Below are 22,538 nucleotides of genomic sequence, written 5' to 3'. Positions count from 1 at the left end.
GCTCCGACGCCGCGCAGCCGGCCCCACGTATTGACTAGCTCTATTCATCTGGCCAGGATGTGAATAGACAGCAATGCAGCAGCAGTGAGCAGTCACTCGCGAGGAGGCACACCATGTCAGGACCCCGACCCGTACGGGCGCCGCGCGGTACGGAGCTGAGCGCCCTGGGATGGCAGCAGGAAGCCGCCCTGCGCATGCTCCAGAACAACCTCGACCCCGAGGTCGCCGAGCACCCCGACAAGCTCGTCGTCTACGGCGGCACCGGCAAGGCCGCCCGCGACTGGCGCTCCTTCGACGCCATGGTCCGCACGCTGCGGACGCTGAAGCAGGACGAGACGATGCTCGTGCAGTCCGGCCGACCCGTGGGCGTCATGCAGACCCACGAGTGGGCGCCGCGCGTGCTCATCGCCAACTCGAACCTCGTCGGGGACTGGGCGAACTGGGAGGAGTTCCGCCGCCTGGAGGCCCTCGGTCTCACCATGTACGGGCAGATGACGGCCGGCTCCTGGATCTACATCGGTACGCAGGGCATCCTCCAGGGCACGTACGAGGCGTTCGCCGCCGTCGCCGCGAAGAAGTTCGGCGGCACCCTCGCGGGCACGATCACCCTCACCGCCGGCCTCGGCGGCATGGGCGGCGCCCAGCCCCTCGCCGTGACCATGAACGACGGCGTCGCCATCTGTATCGACGTCGACCCGCGCGCCATCGAGCGCCGCATCGAGCACCGCTACCTCGACGTGAAGGCCGACAGCCTGGAGCACGCCCTCCAGCTCGCCGTCGAGGCCCGCGACGCGCGCAAGCCGCTGTCCATCGGCCTCCTCGGCAACGCGGCGGAGCTGCTGCCGCGCATGCTCGCCGAGGGCGCGCCCATCGACATCGTGACCGACCAGACGAGCGCCCACGACCCGCTCGCCTACCTCCCCGTCGGCGTCGACTTCGACGACATGGCGTCGTACGCCGCCGAGAAGCCGGCGGACTTCACGCTGCGCGCCCGCGAGTCCATGGCCAGGCACGTCGAGGCCATGGTCGGCTTCATGGACGCCGGCGCCGAGGTCTTCGACTACGGCAACTCGATCCGCGGCGAGGCCCAACTGGCCGGCTACACGCGCGCCTTCGACTTCCCCGGCTTCGTCCCGGCGTACATCCGTCCGCTGTTCTGCGAGGGCAAGGGCCCGTTCCGCTGGGCGGCGCTGTCCGGTGAGGCGTCGGACATCCACAAGACGGACAAGGCGCTGCTCGACCTCTTCCCGGAGAACGAGTCGCTGCACCGCTGGATCAAGATGGCCGGCGAGCGCGTCCACTTCCAGGGCCTGCCGGCCCGGATCTGCTGGCTGGGCCAGGGCGAGCGCGACAAGGCGGGCGCCCTGTTCAACGACATGGTGGGCGACGGCACCCTCGCCGCCCCGCTGGCCATCGGCCGCGACCACCTCGACTGCGGCTCCGTCGCCTCCCCGTACCGCGAGACCGAGGCCATGCTCGACGGCTCCGACGCGATCGCCGACTGGCCGCTGCTCAACGCCATGGTCAACGTCGCATCGGGCGCGTCCTGGGTCTCGATCCACCACGGCGGCGGTGTCGGCATGGGCCGCTCCATCCACGCGGGCCAGGTCTCGGTGGCGGACGGCACGAAGCTCGCCGGCGAGAAGATCCGCCGCGTACTGACGAACGACCCGGGCATGGGCGTCATCCGCCACGTGGACGCGGGCTACGACATCGCGGAGAAGACGGCGGACGAGCAGGGCGTACGCGTCCCCATGCGGGAGGGCGAGTGACCCCCGCCGTGCCCACCGACGGCCGGGACACGTCGACCCCCGCCTCCTCGTCGTTCCACGAGATGTGGGCGGACCTGAAGCCGGTCGGCCGCGACAAGGGCTCGGGCGGCTACCGCCGCTACGCCTGGACGGCGGCCGACCAGGACTGCCGCGCCTGGTTCAGGGCCCAGGCGGAGTCCCGCGGCCTGACGTACGAGCTGGACCGCAACGGCAACCAGTGGGCCTGGCAGGGCGACCCCCTCGCCGGGGACGCGGTCGTCACCGGCTCGCACCTCGACTCGGTCCCGGACGGCGGCGCGTTCGACGGCCCGCTCGGCGTCGTGTCCTCGTTCGCCGCGCTCGATGAACTGCGCAGCAGGGGAGTGGAGTTCGCCAAGCCGCTGGCCATCACCAACTTCGGTGACGAGGAGGGCGCCCGCTTCGGCCTGGCCTGCGTCGGCTCGCGCCTGGCGGCCGGTCAGCTGACGGTCGCCAAGGCCCACGAGCTGCGCGACGCCGACGGAATCAGCCTCCCCCAGGCCATGGAGGCGGCGGGTTACGACCCGTCCGCCATCGGCCCGGACCCGGAGCGCCTGGCCCGTATCGGCGCGTTCATCGAGCTGCACGTGGAACAGGGCCGTGCCCTGGACGTGACCGGCGACCCGGTCGGCATCGCCTCCGCCATCTGGCCGCACGGCCGCTGGCGGTTCGACTTCCACGGCGAGGCGAACCACGCGGGCACCACCCGCCTCGAGGACCGCCGCGACCCGATGCTGACGTACGCCGAGACGGTCGTCGCCGCCCGCCGCGAGGCGCGGCTCGCCGGGGCCCTCGCCACCTTCGCGAAGGTCGCCGTCGAGCCGAACGGCGTCAACGCGATCCCGTCCCTGGTGCGCGGGTGGCTCGACTCGCGCGCCGCTGACCAGGCGACTCTCGACCGCGTCATCGCCGGAATCGAGCAGGCGGCCCGCGAGAACGCAACCCGCTCCGGCATCGACCTGCGCATCACGCAGGAGTCCTTCACCCCGGTGGTGGAGTTCGAGCACGCCCTGCGCGACGAGCTCGCGAAGCTCCTGCACGGCGATCACGGCGATATACCCGTCCTCGGCACGGGCGCGGGACACGACGCGGGTATTTTGTCCGCTTCGGTCCCGACCGCCATGCTGTTCGTACGGAACCCCACGGGTATCTCGCACTCTCCGGCCGAGTACGCCGCCGAGGACGACTGCGTCGCGGGGGTCATCGCACTCGCCGACGTACTGGAGGGGCTCGCGTGCACGTGACCTACTGGCTGGAGCACGCCTGGCTCGACACCTTCGTCGAGCCGGGCGTGGCCCTGGACGTCACCGACGGCCGCATCACAGCCGTACGCAAGGACGTCCCCGCCCCGCCGCCCGGCGCCACGGTCCTGCGGGGCCTCACGCTGCCGGGCTTCGCCAACGCCCACTCGCACGCCTTCCACCGGGCGCTGCGCTCCACCGTCCAGGTCGGCTCGGGCACCTTCTGGACCTGGCGGGAGGTCATGTACGGGGTGGCTTCGCGCCTCACTCCCGAGACGTACTTCGACCTGGCCAGGGCGGTGTACGCCGAGATGGCGCTGGCGGGCGTCAGCGCGGTGGGGGAGTTCCACTACCTCCACCACGCGCCGGGCGGTACGCCCTACGCCGACCCCAACGCGATGGGGGAGGCCCTGATCGCGGCCGCCGCCGAGGCCGGCATCCGCATCACGCTCCTCGACACGGCGTACCTGGCGTCGGGCTTCGGCACGCCGCCCAACCGCCAGCAGCAGCGCTTCTCCGACGGCACGGCCGACGCGTGGGCGGAGCGGGCGTCGCTGCTGAAGGAGAGCGACCACGCGCGGATCGGCGCGGCCATCCACTCCGTGCGGGCAGTCCCGGCGGACCAGCTGGCGACCGTCGCGGCGTGGGCGCAGGCCCGGGTGACGCCGCTCCACGTGCACCTGTCCGAGCAGACCGCCGAGAACGACGCGTGCCTGGCCACGCACGGCTGTACGCCGACGCGCCTGCTGGCGGACAACGGAGTCCTCGGCCCGCGCACCACAGGCGTCCACAACACGCATCTCACCGACGAGGACATCGCCCTCCTCGGCAGCACCTCCACCGGCACCTGCATGTGCCCCACGACGGAACGCGACCTGGCCGACGGCATCGGCCCGGCGACGCGGCTGCAGAAGGCGGGGTCCACGCTCTCGCTGGGCAGCGACAGCCACGCGGTGATCGACATGCTGGAGGAGGCGCGCGCGATGGAGCTCAACGAACGCCTCCGCTCGCGGACGCGAGGCCACTGGACGGCGGCCTCGCTGCTGCGTGCCGCGTCGGCGGACGGGCACGAGGCGCTGGGCTGGCGCGACGCGGGGAGGATCGAGGCCGGGGCGCTGGCCGACCTCACGACCGTCGCGCTGGACTCGGTGAGGACGGCGGGGCCGCTGCCGCGGCTGGGGGGCGAGACCGCGGTGTTCGCGGCATCGGCGTGCGACGTACGCCACACGATCGTGGCGGGCCGCCACATCGTCCGTGACGGCTCCCACACCCTGATCCCCGACGTCCCCCAGGCCATGGCGAAGGCGATCGCCACGGTCTACAAGTAACCGCCCCCGCCCCGGGCCCCGCCCCCGCGCCTGCGGTGGGCCGCAGGGCCCCCGGACGGGCTGGAACGGTTGCCGCAGCCGAATCCAGCCCCTCCGGCCGTTCGTGGAGCGGGGCTCCGGCGGAGCCCCGGATCGGGAAGGGCGGGGCGGGGAAGAAGCCCGCGCAGCGGCCCGCCCCGCCGCGCGCCCGCGCACCGTACGCAACCGGGAGAGGACCCAGTGAGCACCACCCTCGTCACCAACATCGGCAGCCTCGTCACCAACGACCCCACCCAGGGCAGTGGCGACGACCCCCTGGGCCTGATCCAGAACGCCGCCGTCGTCATCGACGGCGACCGCATCGCCTGGGCCGGCCGGGCCGCCGACGCGCCGTCCGCCGACACCGTGTACGACGTGCAGGGCCGGGCGGCGATCCCCGGCTTCGTCGACTCGCACTCCCACCTCGTCTTCGCCGGCGACCGCACCCAGGAGTTCAACGCCCGTATGTCGGGCCGCGCTTACTCCGCCGGCGGCATCCGCACCACCGTCGCCGCCACCCGGTCCGCGTCCGACGAGGCGCTCGAAGCGAACCTCACCCACTACCTCCGCGAGGCCCTGCGCCAGGGCACGACCACCTTCGAGACCAAGTCGGGGTACGGCCTGACGACCCACGACGAGGCCCGCGCCCTGCGCATCGCGGCGCTCCACACGGACGAGGTCACCTACCTCGGGGCCCACATCGTGTCGCCCGACTACGCCGACGACCCGGCGGCGTACGTCGAACTCGTCACCGGCGAAATGCTCGACGCGTGCGCGCCCCACGCCCGCTGGATCGACGTCTTCTGCGAGAAGGGCGCTTTCGACGGCGACCAGGCACGCGCCATCCTCACCGCCGGCAGGGCGAAGGGCCTGCACCCCCGAATCCACGCCAACCAGCTCAGCTACGGCCCCGGAGTCCAGCTCGCCGCCGAGCTCGACGCGGCCAGCGCCGACCACTGCACCCACCTCACCGACGCCGACGTGGACGCCCTCGCGAGCAGCCGTACCGTCGCCACGCTCCTGCCCGGCGCCGAGTTCTCGACCCGCGCCGCCTGGCCGGACGCCCGCAGGCTCATCGACGCGGGCGCGACCGTCGCGCTGTCCACGGACTGCAACCCGGGCTCGTCCTTCACCAGCTCGATGCCGTTCTGCATCGCTCTCGCCGTACGCGACATGGGGATGACCCCGGACGAGGCCGTCTGGTCGGCGACGGCGGGCGGCGCGGCGGCCCTGCGCCGTACGGACATCGGCCGCATCATCCCCGGCGCCCGCGCCGACCTGGCGCTGCTGGACGCCCCGTCCCACGTACACCTGGCCTACCGCCCCGGAGTCCCCCTCGTCTCCGAGATCTGGCAGCGGGGCGTGCGTACTACCGCGCACGCCGGGTAGGGGTCACAACAGAGAGGAGGGCCTGCCCCGGATAGCGCCTGGGGCAGACCCTCACTCACTCTCTTCGCGCCGAGTACCGGGCGACCAGGGATCACTCCTCGACGGTCAGACCCTTGCGCAGCTTGTTCAGCGTGCGCGACAGCAGCCGCGAGACGTGCATCTGCGAGATGCCGAGCTCGTCGCCGATCTCCGACTGCGTCATGTTCGCGACGAAGCGCAGCGAGAGGATCTTCCGGTCCCGCGCGGGGAGTTCGGCGATCAGCGGCTTGAGGGACTCGACGTACTCGATGCCTTCGAGGCCGTGGTCCTCGTAGCCGATCCGGTCGCTCAGCGCGCCCTCGGAGTCGTCCTCCTCGGGCTGGGCGTCCAGCGAGCTCGCCGTGTACGCGTTGCTCGCGGCCATGCCCTCGACGACCTCTTCGTTGGTGAGGTCGAGGCGCTTCGCGAGTTCGCCCACCGTCGGGGCGCGGTCGAGCTGCTGGGCGAGCTCGTCACCGGCCTTCGCGAGGTCCAGGCGCAGTTCCTGGAGGCGGCGCGGGACGCGGACCGACCAGGACGTGTCACGGAAGAAGCGCTTGATCTCGCCGACGATCGTCGGCATCGCGAAGGTGGGGAACTCGACGCCTCTGCTGAGCTCGAAGCGGTCGATCGCCTTGATCAGGCCGATGGTGCCGACCTGGATGATGTCTTCCATCGGTTCGCTGCGGGAGCGGAACCGGGAAGCGGCGAACTTGACCAGGGCCAGGTTCAGTTCGACGAGTGTGTTGCGTACGTACGCGTACTCGTGCGTTCCCTCTTCGAGGGACTCGAGGCGTCCGAAGAGAGTCTTCGACAGGGCCCTGGCGTCCAGCGGCCCCACCTCTTGGTACGGGGGGATCTCCGGGAGGCCTTCGAGCCCCTCGGGTCCGGTCTCGATCTGCTCGGGCAGGGCGGGCGGGGGTGTCGACGGCGCGGTCTGCTGCACAGGGCGCGTTCGCGATTCGTCGAGCCGGGGTGACATGGTCTCCTCCATCGTTCTCGGCATATGGCTGCCGATGCCGATACGTCTGCGTGCGATGTGCGGCGCCTCCATAGCCGGTCGTGTTGGTTGTGTCCTTACTAGGCCTACCCGCTCTCGACCGGCAGTTGCAAGTCCCATATGTCCGAATTGGCGGGTATTGAAGGGTTCTTCGGCTACCGATCGACGTGGAGAAGGCGTAGTGTTCTGGCACGTCAATGACACTCACGACTGCGAAGAGGGACGAGACGGACATGGAGCGCGGGACGGTCGGCAGCGCGAACCGGGGTCGGCTCCGGGTCGCAGTTCGGACCGAGGGTCAGAGCGAGATTGTCACGCCGGCGGGTGAGCTCGATCACCACACCGCCGAGCTGCTCCGTGAGCCTTTGGAGAATGCTCTCGAGGCCGGGCGTGTGCGCCTGGTCATCGACTGTTCGTCACTCGATTTCTGTGATTCCACCGGGCTCAATGTGCTGCTCGGTGCCCGCCTCAAGGCTGAGGCGGCCGGGGGAGGGGTCCATTTGGCCGGGATGCAGCCGGTAGTGGCCAGAGTCTTCGAGATCACCGGGGCCGAGGCCGTCTTCACCGTCCACGAGTCGCTCGAAGACGCGATGGAAGAGTGAATTCCGTCCCACTGGCGCCTCCTGTCGACCGGTTTCGTTAACCGCGTCACGCGTCCGTACCGAAAAGTGGGTGTTCTCACCGATCGGTCGGGCAGGAGGTCTCTGACCCTGTCGGCCCCAGGGGGCTCAGAATGCTCCCGCTTGTTCTTGCAGCGATGAATTTGATGAATTGGCGAATCGGTGAGGTGAAGCGCTGATGAGCACCACCCGGCAGCCTCGGTCGGGCGACTCCGGACCGGAGTCGGCGAGCCACGGCTCGGCCTCCGCCGTGTCCGCCGCCGGCCAGGCGCGTTCCCTGGCGCTGAGCAGCGCCAGCGGCATCGTGCCGCTCGCTCGCGATTTCACCCGCCAGGCGCTGTACGACTGGGGCTGGCTCCCCGCCTCGTCGGCCGACCGGCGGGCCGCGGCCGAGGATGTCCTGCTGGTCGTGTCCGAGCTGGTCACCAACGCCTGCCTGCACGCCGAGGGGCCCGAACAACTGCGCGTCGCGTGCGACGGCAAGGTGCTGCGCCTCGAGGTCGTCGACCGCGGTACGGGCCAGCCGGCGCCGCGTACGCCGCACCGGGCCGGGCGGCCAGGCGGGCACGGCATGTTCATCGTGCAGCGCCTCTGTCTGGACTGGGGGGTCGAGCGGACCCAGGAGTCCACCGGCAAGACGGTCTGGGCGGAGCTCGCCGCTCCCGCGTAGTCGACCGGGCAGTCCCCGGCCGGTCCCGTCGCTCCTTGAAGGCTTCGGCCCAGGAATGACACGGGGTTACCGGCGGTTCGCAGTCCTTCTGGTGCACGCCGATCCGGCGTGCACTTTGTCTTCCCTCGGCAAGACCTCAGGCGTACCTTGACGCCCAATCTGATGTGTCGTCAGTAACTTGACTTCCGGCATAAGGGGACTCGAGGTGTCGTACCAGAAGCGGACAACTCTCGCGCTGGCGGCGGCGGTTGCGGGCTCGGTGGTGCTGCTGTCCGCCCCCGCAGCCCATGCCGACGTCGTGGACGTCAACTACCAGTGCAAGACGCCGATCGGGAACAAGGCAGCGGTCTCCCCGATCGACATCAAGGCCGTCAAGAGCGGCAGCGCGTACAAGCTCACCATGTCCTTCCAGAAGGGCGTCTCGTCCAGCCCCGTGGAACTGGGCAAGGGGGCGATGAAGCCGAGCGCCGTCATCAGGCTGGGCGGCGCGGAGAGCGGCACCGTACCGGTGTCGGGTCCGCCGAATCCGGCCGCCGTCCCCGCCGACACCCCCATCAAAATCACCGACCTGACGGGTACGTACACGCCCGGAAAGAGCGGCAAGGTCACCTTCACGGCGTCCGTGCTGACCATCAAGGCGCTCGGTACGACCACCACCTGCACCCCGTCCAACAACCCCAAGCCGTCGCTGGAACTCGACGTCAAGGGCGCCGGCGGTGGCGGCTCCTCGGGTGACTCCTCCGGTGGTACGTCGCAGAACGGGTCCGGTGGCGGCTCCGGTGAGCTGCCGAAGACCGGCCCGCTGGACTCCGCCCTGGCGCTCGGCACGCTGGGCGGCACGGTCCTGCTGACCGGGGCGGCCGGGGCGCTGTGGCTGACCCGGCGCGGCCAGCGGCCCACGGGCTGAAGCCGCCCGTGCAGTCGCCGCGTCGTGTCCGTCACGCCGGCCGCCTCCTCGCCGGGGCGGCCGCGCTGATGTGCGCCGTCGCCGTGCTGCCGCCGTCCGCCGCCGCGGCGGACGGCGGGCCTGCGTGGACCGTGGCCCCGAGCGGCAGCGGTGGTGGCGACGGCGACGGCAGGCCGTACTTCTACCTGGAGGGCGTGGCCGGCACGGTCTTCGAGGACAAGCTGGCCCTGACCAACCCGGGCAGCGAGCCCCGCACGGTCCGGCTGCGCGGCACGGGCGGGGGCGGCGGGAGCTGGATCGCGCTCGCCGCCGTCGAGGTGAGGATCCCTCCGCGCACCCGCGCGGAGGTGCCCTTCACGGTGACCGTGCCGCCGGGTGCGGCGCCCGGCGACCACTCCGGCGCCGTCACGGCCTCGGGCGGCGGCCGGGAGAAGGACGTACGCGTACATCTGCGGGTCAGCGGCCCGACTCTGGCGGCGCTCACCGTCGAGGACGTGACGGTACGGGAGCAGGGCGACGGCGCCGTCATCCGGTACGCCCTGGTCAACCGGGGCAACACCGCGCTCACCCCGCGCCTCGCCGTCCGCGCCGACGGCCTCTTCGGCGGCGAGCTGCTGCGCCGCGCGCCCCACTCGGTGCCGGAGCGGCTGGCCCCCGGCACCCGCGTGGAACGCACCGAACCCTGGCCCGGCGCCCCCGCCCTCGACGCGGTGGACGTCCGCGTCACCGCGACCGCCGCCGGCGGCGCACGGGCCGCGGCGACGGCGTCCGCGACGTTCGTCCCCCGGGGAGCGGTGACGGGCGCGGCGCTGCTGGTGCTGGCGGTCGCGGGGGGAGCGGTACGGCGCGTCCGCCGTCACAGGCCCCCGCCGCCGGACGCCGAACCGACGTACCGAACGGCCCTTGGCGCAGTCAGGAGCAGCAGTATGACCCCCGCAACGCCGCACCACCCCGGACCCCTGGCCCGTGCCGCGCGGGTGGTCGCCACGCTGCTCGTCCTCCTGGCAGCCTTCCTCGTGCTTCCCGCCGCGGGCGCGAGCGGCGCGGTCGCCGACAGGACGAGCACGCCCGGGGTCACGCTGTCCGAGCGGGAGGCCGGCAAGGGCGGTGACCTCACCGTCAGCGGGAAGGGCTGGCGGCCCAGGACGCTGCTCATGATGCTGATCTGCGGTCAGTCCGCGCCCGGCAGAGGCGTGATCGGCGGCACCAACTCCTGCGCCAACTCCGACGGCCGGGCGGTCACCACCGATGCCAAGGGCGCCTTCCGCAAGAAGATGCCGGTGGCCGAGCCCCCCAGGCCGTGCCCCTGCGTCGTGCACGTCGCCACCGTGACCGGCAGGCAACCGGCGGCGGCGGACGCCGCGTTCAAGGTCGCGGGCCACCCCGTGGCGCCGCTCCCGCAGCCGGGCCAGGGCGGAAAGCTCGCCGTACTCGCGGCAGCCCGGCTCGACGGTTCGGGCTCGGTACTGACCTGGTTCGGCGCCCCGCAGTCCCGCAGGCTCGTCGTCACCGTCGGCAATCTCGGCTCCGACCCGGTGAAGAACCCCGTATTCGAGATCGGCACCTCGCACGGCGTCTTCGCCCCGCGGTGGGAGGAACGCCAGTGGCGCGGCACCGTCCAGCCCGGCAGGAAGGCCCGGGTCGAGCTGGACGTACAGCTGCCGGCCGGCGCGCACGGCGACTACCTCGTCTCGCTCAAGTACGGGCAGAAGGTGCTGGCCGAGCAGCCGTGGGGCGTGGGGCGGCCGTGGGGCGTCACGCTCTTCTGGGTGCTGCTGTGCGTGGTCGTCCCGGCCGCGGTGTTCCGTATCGGCATGGCCGTCGTCGACAAGGTCCGGCCGCGCACACCGGGCCGCCACCGGCCTGCGCGCCTGACGGCCAAAGCTTTTACGTCACGCGAACAGGCGGCGCCCGCCCCGCCTCCCACCGGCTCCACGGCTCTGCCGTGGTTCACCCCGGACAACGCGCCGGGTCCGCACACCCCGATCTCCGCACCGTCCCAGAACAGTCCGACGACGAAGGGAAATTCGTGACCACGCAACGGAGGATGAGTGCGGCCGGTGTCGCGCTGATGCTCGGCGGCGCGGGAATCCTGCTCGCGGCGAGTCCCGCGCAAGCAGCCGAAGTCTCGTACAAGACCGAGTGCATACCCCCGGCCATCTCCGGCCTGCCGCCCGTCCAGGGCACCACGAAGGTGCAGATCACGGCGCCCGCGGAGGCCAAGGTGGGCGACGAGATCGAGGTGGTGTGGAAGACGGTCGAGGCCGCTTCCAAGAACCCCGACGTCATCAACCTGGACAAGGACACCGTCAAGCCGACCGGCACCGTCAAGGTGGGTGGCGCGGCGACGGGGGACCTGAAGCTGGAGGGGCCGCGGCAGAACCCGCCGATCCCCAAGAACAGCCCCATGGTGCTGCCCGACATGAAGGGCAAGCTGAAGCTGGAGAAGGCCGGCGAGATCACGCTGACGCCCGACGCGTACAACATCAACGTCAGCAAGCCGATGTCCACGGACACCAAGTGCGCGCCGAAGGAGGCGGTCAAGGCCGCCGCGACCGTCAAGGTCTCGGCGGGCGGTGGCGGCACGTCGGGCGGTACGACGTCCGGCGGCACGACCTCAGGGGGTACGACCTCAGGGGGTACGACGTCCGGCGGTGGCACGGCATCCGGTGGCGGCGGCGGTGGCCCGAGCGATTTCCCGGGCAAGGAGGTCACCGTGGCCTTCGCGTGCAAGTCGCCCGGCCCGGCGAGCATCAACTCCAAGGTGACGGTCGACGCCAAGAAGAACGGCGGCAACTACGACCTGGTCGTCAAGACGGCCAAGGGCGTCATGGACAGCCCGGCCGCTCTCCCGGCGGGCGCGCTCAAGCCCTCCATGGAGCTCCTGCTGGGCGGCGCCGACAAGGGCGTCGTCCCCGTGACCGGACCGCCCAACAAGGACCCGCTCGAACAGGGCAAGCCGGTGGACCTGCCGGACATGACAGGCACGTACAAGCCCGGCGCGAGCGGCAAGTCCACGCTCAGCCCGGGCACGCTCACGATCGACGTGACCCTGGGCGGCCAGAAGATCACCATCCCCTGCACCGTCAAGGGCAAGGTGGAGGCCTCCCTCGAGCTCGACACCGCCGCTCAGCCGGGCGGCGCGTCGGGCGGTGGCGCGGCAGGAGGCGCGGCGGGCGGGTCGGCCGGCGGCGGCGCGGCGGCGGCCGGCGGGGGCGGCACCGACTCCGGCGGCGGCCTCGCCGACACCGGAGCCGGCGACAACGGCGGCCTGCGCGCACTCGGCCTGGTCGCCGGCACGGTGATCCTGCTCGGCGGCGCGGTGTTCACGTTCACCCCGTGGCGGCGGCTGCGCGGCCCGCACTGAGCGGCCCGCACTGATACGGCGCGGGCAACGCGAAGGGCCGCCGCACCGGAGGAGTCCGGTGCGGCGGCCCTTCGGCGTACGGCGGCTACTTCACGTCGCCCATGAGGGCGCGGATCTTCTTGCCCGCCGTCATGAAGGCGAGGCCCGCGGCGACGGCGATGACCGCCCACAACGAGTAGTAGACGGCGTCGCCGAGCGGCGCGTTGAGCTTGGTGGTCCAGCCGTTCAGCGCGTTGCCCGTGGCGCTGGCGAGGAACCACAGACCCATGATCTGGCCGACGAACAGCTTCGGGGCCATCTTCGTCGAGAGGGACAGGCCCACCGGCGACAGGCACATCTCACCGATCGTCTGGACGAGGTAGACGCTGAGCAGCCAGAAGACGGTGACCTTGCCGGTCTCGCTGTTCGCGGCCGCGGCGCCCGCCAGGCCCATGATGCCGAAGGAGCCACCGATGAGGAGCATCGCCAGGGCGAACTTCATCGGGGTGCTGGGCTCGCTGTTGCGCTTGGCCAGCTTGACCCACAGGGCGGCGAAAATGGGGGCCAGGATGATGACCATCATCGGGTTGACCGACTGGTACCAGGAGGCCGGGAACTCCCAGCCGCCGATCATCCGGTCCGTCTTGTCGTCCGCGAAGATCGTCAGCAGCGAGCCGGACTGGTCGTAGATCATCCAGAACAGCACGGCGGTCACGAAGAACCACACGTACGCCTTGATCTTCGGCCGGTCCTCGCTGGTGAGCGCCGGGTTACGGAAGATCGCGACGAAGTACACGATCGGCACGACGACGCCCAGGACGGCCAGGACGTTGACGATGTGCTCGATGTCGTACGTGCCCGCGAGGATGTCGAGGAGCAGCGCGGCGACGGCGATGCCGACCCACAGGCCGACCTTGCGCAGGACCGCGCGCTTCTCCTCCGGCGTGGCGGGCTTGGCCGGCTCCCGGCCGATGTCACCGAGGTGACGGCCGCCCAGGACGTACTGGACGACGGCGAGGCTCATGCCGATACCGGCGACGGCGAAGCCGAGGTGCCAGTTGACGTTCTCGCCGAGGTAACCGACGACCAGCGGCGCGATCATGGCGCCGACGTTGATCGCCATGTAGAAAAGCGTGAAACCGGCGTCGCGGCGCGCGCTCGACTGGCCCTCGTACAGGCCGCCGACCATCACCGAGATGTTGGGCTTCATCAGGCCCGTGCCGGCCGCGATCAGTGCAAGACCGCAGAAGAAGGCGATGTCGTTCGGGACCGCGAGGGTGAAGTGCCCCAGCGCGATGACGATGCCGCCGACGAGTACGGCCTTGCGCGCACCCCAGAGGCGGTCCGCGACCCAGCCGCCGGGCATGGCGGCCATGTAGACGACGGCGTTGTAGACGCCGTAGATCGAGGCGGCGAGGACCTTGCGGTCCTCCAGCGGGCCGTCGAGAACGGCAGCCACCAGGTAGAGCGTGAGGATGCCGCGCATTCCGTACCAGGAGAAGCGCTCCCACATCTCCGTCATGAAGAGCGTGGCCATACCGCGGGGGTGGCCGAAGAAGGTCTTCTCGTCCGAGGGAGCCCCGTCGGTGTCCTTCGTCAGGCTGGACGCCATGGTCGATCCTTGCTTGCTCGGGACGCGTCCGCCTCGTGAGCGGGTACGCGCCCGGTGGGGGGAGGCCGGCACCGGCGCGGAGAAGTCCGCACCGGGATCCACACCCTTCGCGGCATCGCGCGAAGGGCCCGGCCCATAGGTCGTTCCCTGTCCGGGCCGGCGATGCCAACCCCGCACAGAAAAGAGACCTTTGGCATGTTTGCAGACCAAAGGACCCTGAGTCGTGCTAAAGCAGTCTCGCCACCATACGACACGACAGTGCCCCATATGGAAGGACTTGAGAGATGGATCACAGGTTACGCCGGAACCAACGGGCGTAATTCGAAGGTCGATATCAGGATCGCATCCCACAGCCGCAGGACGGAACGATCATGGGGCGATCGACCACGGCCTGTCCTTCCCGCGGACTACCATCACCCCATGACCCGTGTACTGCTCGCCGAGGACGACGCATCCATCTCGGAGCCGCTGGCCCGCGCCCTGCGTCGGGAGGGTTACGAGGTCGAGGTGCGCGAGGACGGCCCCGCCGCGCTCGACGCCGGCCTCCAGGGCGGCATCGATCTGGTCGTGCTCGACCTGGGACTGCCCGGCATGGACGGTCTGGAGGTCGCCCGCCGGCTCCGCTCCGAGGGCCACACCATCCCGATCCTGGTGCTGACCGCCCGCGCCGACGAGGTGGACACCGTCGTCGGCCTCGACGCCGGCGCCGACGACTACGTCACCAAGCCGTTCCGCCTCGCCGAGCTCCTCGCCCGCGTACGGGCCCTCCTGCGGCGCGGCGCCAGCGAGCCCGCCCCCGCGCCCGCCACCCACGGCGTACGGATCGACGTCGAGTCGCACCGCGCCTGGATGGGCGAGGAGGAACTCCAGTTGACGGCAAAGGAGTTCGACCTCCTGCGGGTCCTCGTCCGGGACGCCGGCCGGGTCGTCACCCGTGACCAGCTGATGCGCGAGGTCTGGGACACCACCTGGTGGTCGTCGACCAAGACCCTCGACATGCACATCTCCTGGCTCCGCAAGAAGCTCGGCGACGACGCCGCCAATCCCCGATACATCGCCACCGTGCGGGGCGTCGGCTTCCGCTTCGAGAAGAGCTGACGTACACACACAGCCATGCGCCGCCGCCTGATCAACTCCACGCTCGCCGTGGTGCTCGTCGTCATCGCAGTCTTCGGCGTCTCCCTCGTCATCGTCGAGACGCGCACCATCAGCAACAGCGCCCAGGAGAGCGTCGACTCCGAGGCGCTGCGCCTGATCAGCGTCGTGGAGAGCCGCGTTCTCGGCGAGGAGGGCGTCAACCCCGGTGTGCTGGGCGATCAGATCCACCCGGAGCGGTACGCCCGCATCGAGATCCCGGGCCGCGCCCCCATCGAAATCGGAAAACGCCCCGAAGGCAGCGTCATCAAGGGCGTCGAGCGGGGCGAATCCGGCGAGACCGTCACCGTCGAGGAGTCCCGCTCCACCGTCACCGACGAGGTCGGCCGGACGCTCATGATCATCGGAGCGGTGGCGCTGCTCGCCGTGATCGCCGCGGTCCTCCTCGCCGTACGTCAGGCGAACCGGCTCGCGTCCCCGCTCACCGACCTCGCCGAGACCGCCGAGCGCCTCGGCTCGGGCGACCCGCGGCCGCGCCACAAGCGGTACGGCGTGCCCGAGCTCGACCGGGTCGCCGACGTGCTCGACTCCAGCGCCGAGCGGATCGGCCGGATGCTCACCGCCGAGCGCCGGCTCGCCGCCGACGCCTCCCACCAGCTCCGTACGCCGCTGACCGCGCTGTCCATGCGCCTGGAGGAGATCACCCTCACCGAGGACCTGGACACGGTGAAGGAGGAGGCGTCGATCGCGCTGACGCAGGTCGAGCGGCTCACCGACGTCGTGCAGCGGCTGCTCACCAACGCCCGTGACCCGCGCACGGGCTCCGCCGTCGCCTTCGACCTCGACGAGGTCGTCAAGCAGCAGATCGAGGAGTGGCGCCCGGCCTACCGCAGCGCCGGCCGCGCCATCGTCCACTCGGGCAAGCACGGCATGCGGGCCGTCGGCACGCCGGGCGCGGTCGCCCAGGTGCTGGCCGCGCTGATCGAGAATTCCCTGATGCATGGTGGCGGTACGGTCGCCCTGCGCACCCGCGTCACCGGCAACCAGGCCGTCATCGAGGTGACCGACGAGGGCCCCGGCGTCCCCGCCGACCTAGGCGCGCGGATCTTCGAGCGGAGCATCAGCGGGCGCAACTCCACCGGGATCGGCCTGGCCGTCGCCCGGGACCTCGCGGAGGCGGACGGGGGGCGTCTGGAGATGCTCCAGCAGCAGCCGCCGGTCTTCGCGCTGTTCCTGAGCAGGGTGGCGCGCCCCAAGGAGGAGCCGCCCGAGCCGACCGTCAGGTGACGCGGTCGCCCTGGGACACCCGCGGGTGGTCCAGGAACGACTCCGCCGTGCGGACGGCGTCGTGCTGCGGCGCCAGCTTCTGGAAGACCCAGGTGCGGTACGACCAGAACCGGAAGACGGTCGCTATGCCGATGCCGAGGAACTTGAAGGCGTTGGACTGGAGCGGGCTGTCCCAGCCGAAGCCGGTCGTCGCGATGTACAGCACACCGCTCTGGATCACCAGGCCGATCGCGCTGAACAGCAGGAAGAGCGTGAGCTCCCGGCTCCTGCGGTTCTTGTCGCGCTCCCGGTACGTGAAGTAGCGGAAGCCCAGATAGTTGAAACCGATCGCCACGACCGTGGCGATGATGCCGCCGGGCACGACCGGAACGTCCATGAAGTGGCACAGCAGGTTGAAGAGCCCGAGGTCCACGAGGAGCCCGAGACCGCCCACGGCCCCGAACTTCGCGAACTCGCGCGCGAGCCGTTCAAGGCGCCTGCGCAAGGGGCCGCCGTCCCGTCCACTCATGGTGTTCGCCAGCCCCGTTTCGGTCGGTGTCGTCGACGTTCGGTCATGTCGTCAACCCAGCCATGCTAACCAGCGGCCCCCCGGGATGCTTGTGGACGCCATCGAAGACGCCGCGAGGTAGTGACGGCACAGAGGCCCGGCGGACGGTTCGGCGGATGCCCAGGCGCACGCGTCTGTTGATGCCCCGGCGCTTTCGTGGCGTCCCGGCGGCCCGTTCCGGGTGCCCGCGGCGGACGTGGGCGACGCGCGGACCGGAGCCCCCGGGCCTGCGGATACCCTGGAGCTGTGACGTTCCCCGTAGTCGGCATGGTCGGTGGCGGTCAGCTCGCCCGTATGACCCACGAGGCGGGCATCCCCCTCGGCATCAGATTCAAGCTCCTCAGTGACACCCCCCAGGACTCGGCGGCCCAGGTCGTCAGCGATGTCGTCATAGGCGACTACCGCGATCTGGACACCCTGCGCGCCTTCGCGCGCGGCTGCGACGTGATCACCTTCGATCACGAGCACGTCCCGACCGAGCACCTGCGGGCCCTGGAAGCGGACGGCATCCCCGTCCGGCCGGGGCCCGACGCACTGGTGCACGCCCAGGACAAGGGCGTCATGCGAGCGAAGCTCACGCAGATCGGAGCGCCTTGCCCGCGCCACCGCATCGTGAGCGACCCGGCGGACGCGGCCGCGTTCGCCGCCGAGACCGGCGGCTTCCCGGTGATCCTCAAGACCGTGCGCGGCGGATACGACGGCAAAGGCGTCTGGTTCGTACGCAGCGAGAAGGACGCCGAGGAGCCCTTCAAGGCCGGCGTCCCGGTCCTCGCGGAGGAGAAGGTCGACTTCGTACGGGAACTGGCGGCGAACATCGTCCGCTCCCCGCACGGCCAGGCCGTCGCCTACCCCGTCGTCGAGTCGCAGCAGGTCGACGGCGTCTGCGACACCGTGATCGCCCCGGCGCCCGGCCTCTCGGAGGAGCTCGGAGGCCAGGCGCAGGCGCTGGCGCTGCGCATCGCCAAGGAGCTCGGAGTCGTCGGCCACCTCGCCGTCGAACTCTTCGAGACGAGGGACGGCCGCATCCTGATCAACGAGCTCGCGATGCGCCCGCACAACTCCGGGCACTGGACGCAGGACGGCGCGATGACGTCGCAGTTCGCGAACCACGTCCGCGCGATCCTGGATCTTCCGCTCGGCGACCCGCGCCCGCGCGCGAAGTGGACGGTCATGGCGAACGTCCTCGGCGGGGACTACCCCGACATGTACCAGGCGTACCTGCACTGCATGGCACGCGACCCGCAGCTCAAGATCCACATGTACGGCAAGGACGTGAAGCCCGGCCGCAAGGTCGGCCATGTCAACACCTACGGCGACGACCTCGACGACGCGCTGGAGCGCGCCCGTCATGCCGCCGGCTACCTGCGAGGAACGATCACCGAATGACGACCCCTGCTGCAGCTCCCGTAGTCGGCATCGTGATGGGCTCGGACTCGGACTGGCCGGTCATGGAGGCCGCCGCGAAGGCCCTGGACGAGTTCGCGATCCCGTACGAGGTCGACGTCGTCTCGGCGCACCGGATGCCGCGCGAGATGATCGCGTACGGCGAGGAGGCGGACAGCCGCGGCCTCAAGGTGATCATCGCGGGCGCGGGCGGCGCGGCGCACCTGCCGGGCATGCTGGCGTCGGTGACCCCGCTGCCGGTCATCGGCGTACCGGTGCCGCTCAAGTACCTCGACGGCATGGACTCGCTCCTGTCCATCGTCCAGATGCCGGCCGGTGTGCCGGTCGCCGCGGTGTCGGTGGCGGGCGCCCGCAACGCTGGACTGCTGGCGACCCGCATCCTCGCCGCGCACGATCCGGACCTGATGTCCCGCATGCGGGAGTTCCAGCAGGAGCTCAACGACCAGGCGACGGAGAAGGGCAAGCGGCTGAGGGCGAAGGCGCTGGGCGCGGATTCGTTCGGCTTCGGGAAGTGACGCCCGTGGAGCAGGACCGGCTGGTCGCCAGGGCGCGCGAGCTGCTCGCCGCGCACCCGGTGGTCGACGGCCACAACGACCTGCCGTGGGCGCTGCGCGAGCAGGTCCGCTACGACCTGGACCGGCGGGACATCGCCGCCGACCAGTCGGCCTGCCTCCACACCGACATCCCGCGCCTGCGGTCGGGGGGTGTGGGCGCGCAGTTCTGGTCCGTGTACGTACGGTCCGACCTGGCCGGGGACGAGGCGGTCAGCGCCACGCTGGAGCAGATCGACGTCGTCGGGCAGCTGTTGGCCCGCTACCCGGACCACCTGGCGCGGGCCCTGACGGCGGACGACATGGAGTCGGCGCGGGCCGACGGGCGGATCGCCTCCCTGATGGGCGCCGAGGGCGGCCACTCGATCAACAACTCCCTCGCCACGCTGCGCGCGCTGCACACGCTGGGCGTCCGCTACATGACCCTGACCCACAACGACAACATCGCCTGGGCGGACTCGGCGACGGACGAGCCGGGGGTGGGCGGCCTGTCGCCCTTCGGCCACGAGGTCGTACGCGAGATGAACCGCATCGGCATGCTCGTGGACCTGTCCCACGTGGCGGCCACGACGATGCGGGCGGCGCTGGGCACGTCGGTGGCCCCGGTGATCTTCTCGCACTCGTCGGCGCGGGCGGTGTGCGACCACCCGCGCAACATTCCGGACGACGTGCTGGAGCTGCTCCCCGGCAATGGGGGAGTGGCGATGGTGACGTTCGTGCCGAAGTTCGTGCTGCCGGAGGCAGTGGAGTGGACGCGGCGCGCGGACGAGAACATGCGGGCGCACGGCTTGCATCACCTGGAGATGACGGCGGACGCGATGAAGGTGCAGCGCGCCTTCGAGGAAGCGAATCCGCGTCCGGTCGCGACGGTGGCCACGGTGGCCGATCACCTGGACCACATGCGCGAGGTCGCGGGCGTGGACCACATCGGCATCGGCGGCGACTTCGACGGGACTGCGTTCACTCCGGCGGGCCTCGAGGACGTGGCGGGCTACCCGAACCTGATCGCGGAGCTGTTGCGGCGGCGGTGGTCGGAGCCGGAGATCGCGAAGCTGACCTGGCACAACGCGGTACGGGCGGTGCGCGACGCGGAGTCGGTGTCGGCCACTCTCGGCCACCTCACGCCGTCGAACGCGACGCTGAGCGAACTGGACGGGTAACCGGGCGGGTGGCCGGGGTACGGCGGCGTCGCCGGGGTCGGTGCCGCGCCGGGGCGCCTCCTCGGGGGCCGGACGGTTTCGCCACTCGGTCCCGTCCGGCCCGGCTACGTCCGACACCCTGCGGGGAGCGACCCGCCACGCGCCCTCCCGCCACGCGCCCTCCCGGCACCGGTACGGGTGGGGCGGGACGAGTCCGGGCGGGCAAGACCGCGCAGCGGCTCCGTCCCGGTCCGTCGTACGCCTGGTCCGTACCCCGAACGCACCACTCGCCGTGAACCGCCGCCGCTCCCGTGTCACCGTGGCCGTACTGCGTCCATGAATTCGGAGTCCCGTCATGGCAGATCTGCAGGACGACCCGCACGCCTCGTCCACCGCCGCGATCGGCGAGCTCGACCGAATAACGCCGGTGGCCGTCCCGGAGCGCACGGAACCCGCGCGACCGGAGTCCGTGTCCCAGGCCGCACCGGCCGCGGATTCCGACGACGTCGTGTTCGACGATCTTGCGTGCGGCGAGCCCGAGCGCGAGCCCGGGTCCCGGCCTCAGGCCCCGCCGCCCACCGAGCCGCCGCCCGCCCCCGAGGACAGCCTCGCCCGCGCCCGCGCGCTGCTCGTCGAGCACCCCGTCGCCGACGGGTACAACCGCCTCGCGTGGACGCTCGGGCAGCGCCAGTGGCACGACCTCGAGCTGGGGGAGAGCACGCTGGACACCGACATCCCCCGCCTGCGCACCGGCGGGGTCGGCGCCCAGTTCTGGTCCCTTCTCGTCCCGGCGGAGTACGCGGGTGACCGCGCCATCAGCGCCACCCTCGAACAGATCGACCTCATCAAGAAGGTCGTGGCGGCCTACCCCGAAAGCCTGCGCCTCGCCCTCACCGCCGGCGACATGGCCGACGCCCGCAACTGCGGACGCATCGCCTCCCTCCTCGGCCCCGTCTCGGGCCACACCCTCGGCGAGTCCCTGAGCACGCTCCGCGCGTACCACGCACTCGGCGTGCGCAGCCTCGCGTTCGCCGGCACGCGCTGGGACGGCGCCGAGGGGGAGGGGCTGACCCCGTTCGGCCAGGAGGTCGTACGGGAGATGAACCGCATCGGCGTACTCATCGACCTGACCGGCGTCCCGGCCGAGACGGTGTGCGCCGTACTGTCCGTCAGCCGCGCCCCGGTCGTCCTCTCCCACTCGGGCGCCCGCGCGCTCACCGACGCCCCGGTGAACGCCTCCGACGACGTACTGCGCGCGCTCACCCCCGACAAGGGCGTCTGCATGGTCGGGTTCGCGCCCGAACAGACCGTGCGCCGGGTGGCCGACCACCTCGACCACGTGCGCGAGGTCGCGGGGCCCGAGTGTGTGGGACTGAGCGGGATGTACGGGGCGGACACGGCGGACGTGCCGCACGGGGAGGACCTCAGGGATGTCTCCTGCTACCCGCATCTCCTCGCGGAGCTGCTGGACCGCGGCTGGAGCGAGGCCGACCTCGCCCTGCTGACGTGGGGCAACGCGGCACGGGTGGTACGGGACACGGAGTTCACCTCCCGCGCCGCCCGCCGCCGCCCCACCCCCGTTGCCCCGTAGCGGCGCGCGATCGGCAGTCAGCAGGCGCAGAGGCAGAACGGGTGCCCGGCCGGGTCGGCGTAGACCCGCCAGGACCGTCCGCGGTCCGCCGCGTCCAGCGGCTTCGCGCCGAGCGCGAGTGCCCGTTCCTCCGCCGCGTCCAGATCGTCGACCGTCAGGTCGAGGTGGAACTGCTGTGAGCCCTCCGGGGCCGGCCACCGCGGCGGTACGAACCCGGGCGCCGCCTGGAAGGCCAGCGGCGTCCCCTCGTATCCGGCGAGGTCGACCCACCCCTCGTCGCTGTCCTTGGGCTCTCCACCCAGCAGCTCCGCGTAGAAACGCGCGAGAGCGTCCGGATCCGGACAGTCCAGGACGACGGTGCCCAGCTTGGCTACGGCTGTGTTTCCCATGCTGATCCCTCCCTCGGCGGTCGGTTACCTGCATATGGCTTCAACAGGTAACCGTTACTGCATGGTCCCGCATTGGAGGTAACCTCGCAACCATGAATGACAGGGCACCCGCACCGGGCGAGCTCGCACTGGTCGAAGCCCTGGTGAACACGCTCGACGTGGAGAAGGGCGCCGACTCCCTCGGCACGGAGGCCGGCCGCACGGCCTTCGGCCTCGCCGAAGCCGACGTACCGGCGGCGCGCGAACTCCGTGAGGCCCTGCGCGCCGCGTGCCTGGCCCACGCGGGTCACGACGTTTCCACCGCGCCCCTCGACCGGCTGCTGGCGGCGGCCCCGCTGCTCGTCACGGTGGACGCCGCGGGCGCGGCCACCCTGCGTCCGGCGAACCCGCGTGCCCTGGTGTCCCGTGTCGCCGCGGCCATCGCGACGGCGACCGCCGACGGCACCTGGCTGCGCCTCAAGGCGTGCGAGGCCGAGGACTGCCTGTGGGCGTACTACGACCGCAGCCCGGCGGGCCGCAGCCGCTGGTGCACGATGGCGGTCTGCGGCAGCCGGGCGAAAATGCGCAAGTACCGCGCAGCCCGCGCGAAGACCTGA

General features: G+C 71.3%; 20 protein-coding genes. 16 read left to right on the top strand and 4 right to left on the bottom strand.

The annotated features are described in order from the left end of the window. Nucleotides 1–113 precede the first annotated feature (113 nt). The 4 genes from hutU (at nucleotide 114) to hutI (ending at nucleotide 5,766) form a co-directional block, all read left to right on the top strand. The gene (gene hutU / locus ACWIHY_RS30040; protein ID WP_454379084.1) at nucleotides 114–1,772 is read left to right on the top strand and encodes a urocanate hydratase; all 1,659 of its coding nucleotides are present in this window, start codon (nucleotides 114–116) and stop codon (nucleotides 1,770–1,772) included. Nucleotides 1,773–1,834: 62 nt separating this feature from the next. After that, nucleotides 1,835–3,034 carry an allantoate amidohydrolase gene (locus ACWIHY_RS30035; RefSeq protein ID WP_454379127.1) on the top strand — a complete coding sequence of 400 codons (1,200 nt, stop codon included), beginning with the start codon at nucleotides 1,835–1,837 and terminating at the stop codon, nucleotides 3,032–3,034. Continuing rightward, a complete protein-coding gene (locus ACWIHY_RS30030) occupies nucleotides 3,025–4,359 on the top strand; it encodes a formimidoylglutamate deiminase (protein ID WP_454379082.1) in 1,335 nt (444 codons plus the stop codon). The genes ACWIHY_RS30035 and ACWIHY_RS30030 overlap by 10 nt, the downstream gene beginning before the upstream one ends. 219 nt (nucleotides 4,360–4,578) lie before the next feature. Beyond that, the gene (gene hutI, locus ACWIHY_RS30025) at nucleotides 4,579–5,766 is read left to right on the top strand and encodes an imidazolonepropionase (RefSeq protein ID WP_454379081.1); all 1,188 of its coding nucleotides are present in this window, start codon (nucleotides 4,579–4,581) and stop codon (nucleotides 5,764–5,766) included. Between the two features lie 91 nt (nucleotides 5,767–5,857). Here hutI and ACWIHY_RS30020 read toward each other — a convergent pair whose 3' ends face one another. Continuing rightward, entirely contained in the window at nucleotides 5,858–6,766 is a 909-nt protein-coding gene (locus tag ACWIHY_RS30020) for an RNA polymerase sigma factor SigF (RefSeq protein ID WP_454379079.1), read from the bottom strand. A gap of 251 nt (nucleotides 6,767–7,017) precedes the next feature. Between ACWIHY_RS30020 and ACWIHY_RS30015 the strand changes: the two genes are divergently transcribed. From ACWIHY_RS30015 to ACWIHY_RS29995, 5 genes are all read left to right on the top strand, one after another. Beyond that, complete coding sequence (locus ACWIHY_RS30015; RefSeq protein WP_454379077.1) at nucleotides 7,018–7,386, top strand: STAS domain-containing protein; 369 nt, start codon at nucleotides 7,018–7,020, stop codon at nucleotides 7,384–7,386. Between the two features lie 196 nt (nucleotides 7,387–7,582). After that, entirely contained in the window at nucleotides 7,583–8,074 is a 492-nt protein-coding gene (locus tag ACWIHY_RS30010) for an ATP-binding protein (RefSeq protein ID WP_454379075.1), read from the top strand. A gap of 205 nt (nucleotides 8,075–8,279) precedes the next feature. After that, entirely contained in the window at nucleotides 8,280–8,981 is a 702-nt protein-coding gene (locus ACWIHY_RS30005; RefSeq protein ID WP_454379074.1) for a peptidase, read from the top strand. Between the two features lie 926 nt (nucleotides 8,982–9,907). Further along, complete coding sequence (locus tag ACWIHY_RS30000) at nucleotides 9,908–11,014, top strand: hypothetical protein (RefSeq protein WP_454379125.1); 1,107 nt, start codon at nucleotides 9,908–9,910, stop codon at nucleotides 11,012–11,014. Between the two features lie 14 nt (nucleotides 11,015–11,028). After that, complete coding sequence (locus ACWIHY_RS29995; RefSeq protein WP_454379123.1) at nucleotides 11,029–12,348, top strand: hypothetical protein; 1,320 nt, start codon at nucleotides 11,029–11,031, stop codon at nucleotides 12,346–12,348. 85 nt (nucleotides 12,349–12,433) lie between these two features. Here ACWIHY_RS29995 and ACWIHY_RS29990 read toward each other — a convergent pair whose 3' ends face one another. Further along, a complete protein-coding gene (locus tag ACWIHY_RS29990) occupies nucleotides 12,434–13,939 on the bottom strand; it encodes a peptide MFS transporter (RefSeq protein ID WP_454379072.1) in 1,506 nt (501 codons plus the stop codon). Nucleotides 13,940–14,359: 420 nt separating this feature from the next. Between ACWIHY_RS29990 and ACWIHY_RS29985 the strand changes: the two genes are divergently transcribed. Next, complete coding sequence (locus ACWIHY_RS29985) at nucleotides 14,360–15,037, top strand: response regulator transcription factor (protein WP_454379070.1); 678 nt, start codon at nucleotides 14,360–14,362, stop codon at nucleotides 15,035–15,037. Between the two features lie 15 nt (nucleotides 15,038–15,052). After that, the gene (locus tag ACWIHY_RS29980; protein WP_454379068.1) at nucleotides 15,053–16,321 is read left to right on the top strand and encodes an ATP-binding protein; all 1,269 of its coding nucleotides are present in this window, start codon (nucleotides 15,053–15,055) and stop codon (nucleotides 16,319–16,321) included. On the opposite strand, the gene ACWIHY_RS29975 is transcribed toward ACWIHY_RS29980, so the two are convergent. Continuing rightward, on the bottom strand, nucleotides 16,314–16,829 hold the full coding sequence (locus ACWIHY_RS29975) for a GtrA family protein (protein WP_454379067.1): 516 nt from the start codon (nucleotides 16,827–16,829) through the stop codon (nucleotides 16,314–16,316). The two genes, ACWIHY_RS29980 and ACWIHY_RS29975, sit on opposite strands and share 8 nt — an antisense overlap. A gap of 306 nt (nucleotides 16,830–17,135) precedes the next feature. Between ACWIHY_RS29975 and ACWIHY_RS29970 the strand changes: the two genes are divergently transcribed. The 4 genes from ACWIHY_RS29970 to ACWIHY_RS29955 all read left to right on the top strand — a co-directional run bounded on the left by ACWIHY_RS29970 (nucleotide 17,136) and on the right by ACWIHY_RS29955 (nucleotide 21,553). Next, entirely contained in the window at nucleotides 17,136–18,254 is a 1,119-nt protein-coding gene (locus ACWIHY_RS29970) for a 5-(carboxyamino)imidazole ribonucleotide synthase (protein WP_454379122.1), read from the top strand. Next, nucleotides 18,251–18,787 carry a 5-(carboxyamino)imidazole ribonucleotide mutase gene (gene purE / locus ACWIHY_RS29965; RefSeq protein ID WP_454379065.1) on the top strand — a complete coding sequence of 179 codons (537 nt, stop codon included), beginning with the start codon at nucleotides 18,251–18,253 and terminating at the stop codon, nucleotides 18,785–18,787. The genes ACWIHY_RS29970 and purE overlap by 4 nt, the downstream gene beginning before the upstream one ends. A gap of 5 nt (nucleotides 18,788–18,792) precedes the next feature. Then, on the top strand, nucleotides 18,793–19,983 hold the full coding sequence (locus ACWIHY_RS29960; protein WP_454379120.1) for a dipeptidase: 1,191 nt from the start codon (nucleotides 18,793–18,795) through the stop codon (nucleotides 19,981–19,983). Between the two features lie 334 nt (nucleotides 19,984–20,317). Then, nucleotides 20,318–21,553, top strand: a complete 1,236-nt coding sequence (locus ACWIHY_RS29955) for a dipeptidase (protein WP_454379063.1) — start codon at nucleotides 20,318–20,320, stop codon at nucleotides 21,551–21,553. A gap of 17 nt (nucleotides 21,554–21,570) precedes the next feature. Here the strand turns inward: ACWIHY_RS29955 and ACWIHY_RS29950 are convergent, their stop codons facing one another. Continuing rightward, nucleotides 21,571–21,942 carry a VOC family protein gene (locus ACWIHY_RS29950; protein ID WP_454379061.1) on the bottom strand — a complete coding sequence of 124 codons (372 nt, stop codon included), beginning with the start codon at nucleotides 21,940–21,942 and terminating at the stop codon, nucleotides 21,571–21,573. Between the two features lie 92 nt (nucleotides 21,943–22,034). Between ACWIHY_RS29950 and ACWIHY_RS29945 the strand changes: the two genes are divergently transcribed. Beyond that, complete coding sequence (locus tag ACWIHY_RS29945) at nucleotides 22,035–22,538, top strand: CGNR zinc finger domain-containing protein (protein WP_454379059.1); 504 nt, start codon at nucleotides 22,035–22,037, stop codon at nucleotides 22,536–22,538.

This window comes from Streptomyces sp. NPDC055287, from assembly GCF_053646035.1.
Note: the sequence above shows the minus strand (reverse complement) of the source record. Positions and strands in the feature narration are given on the sequence as shown.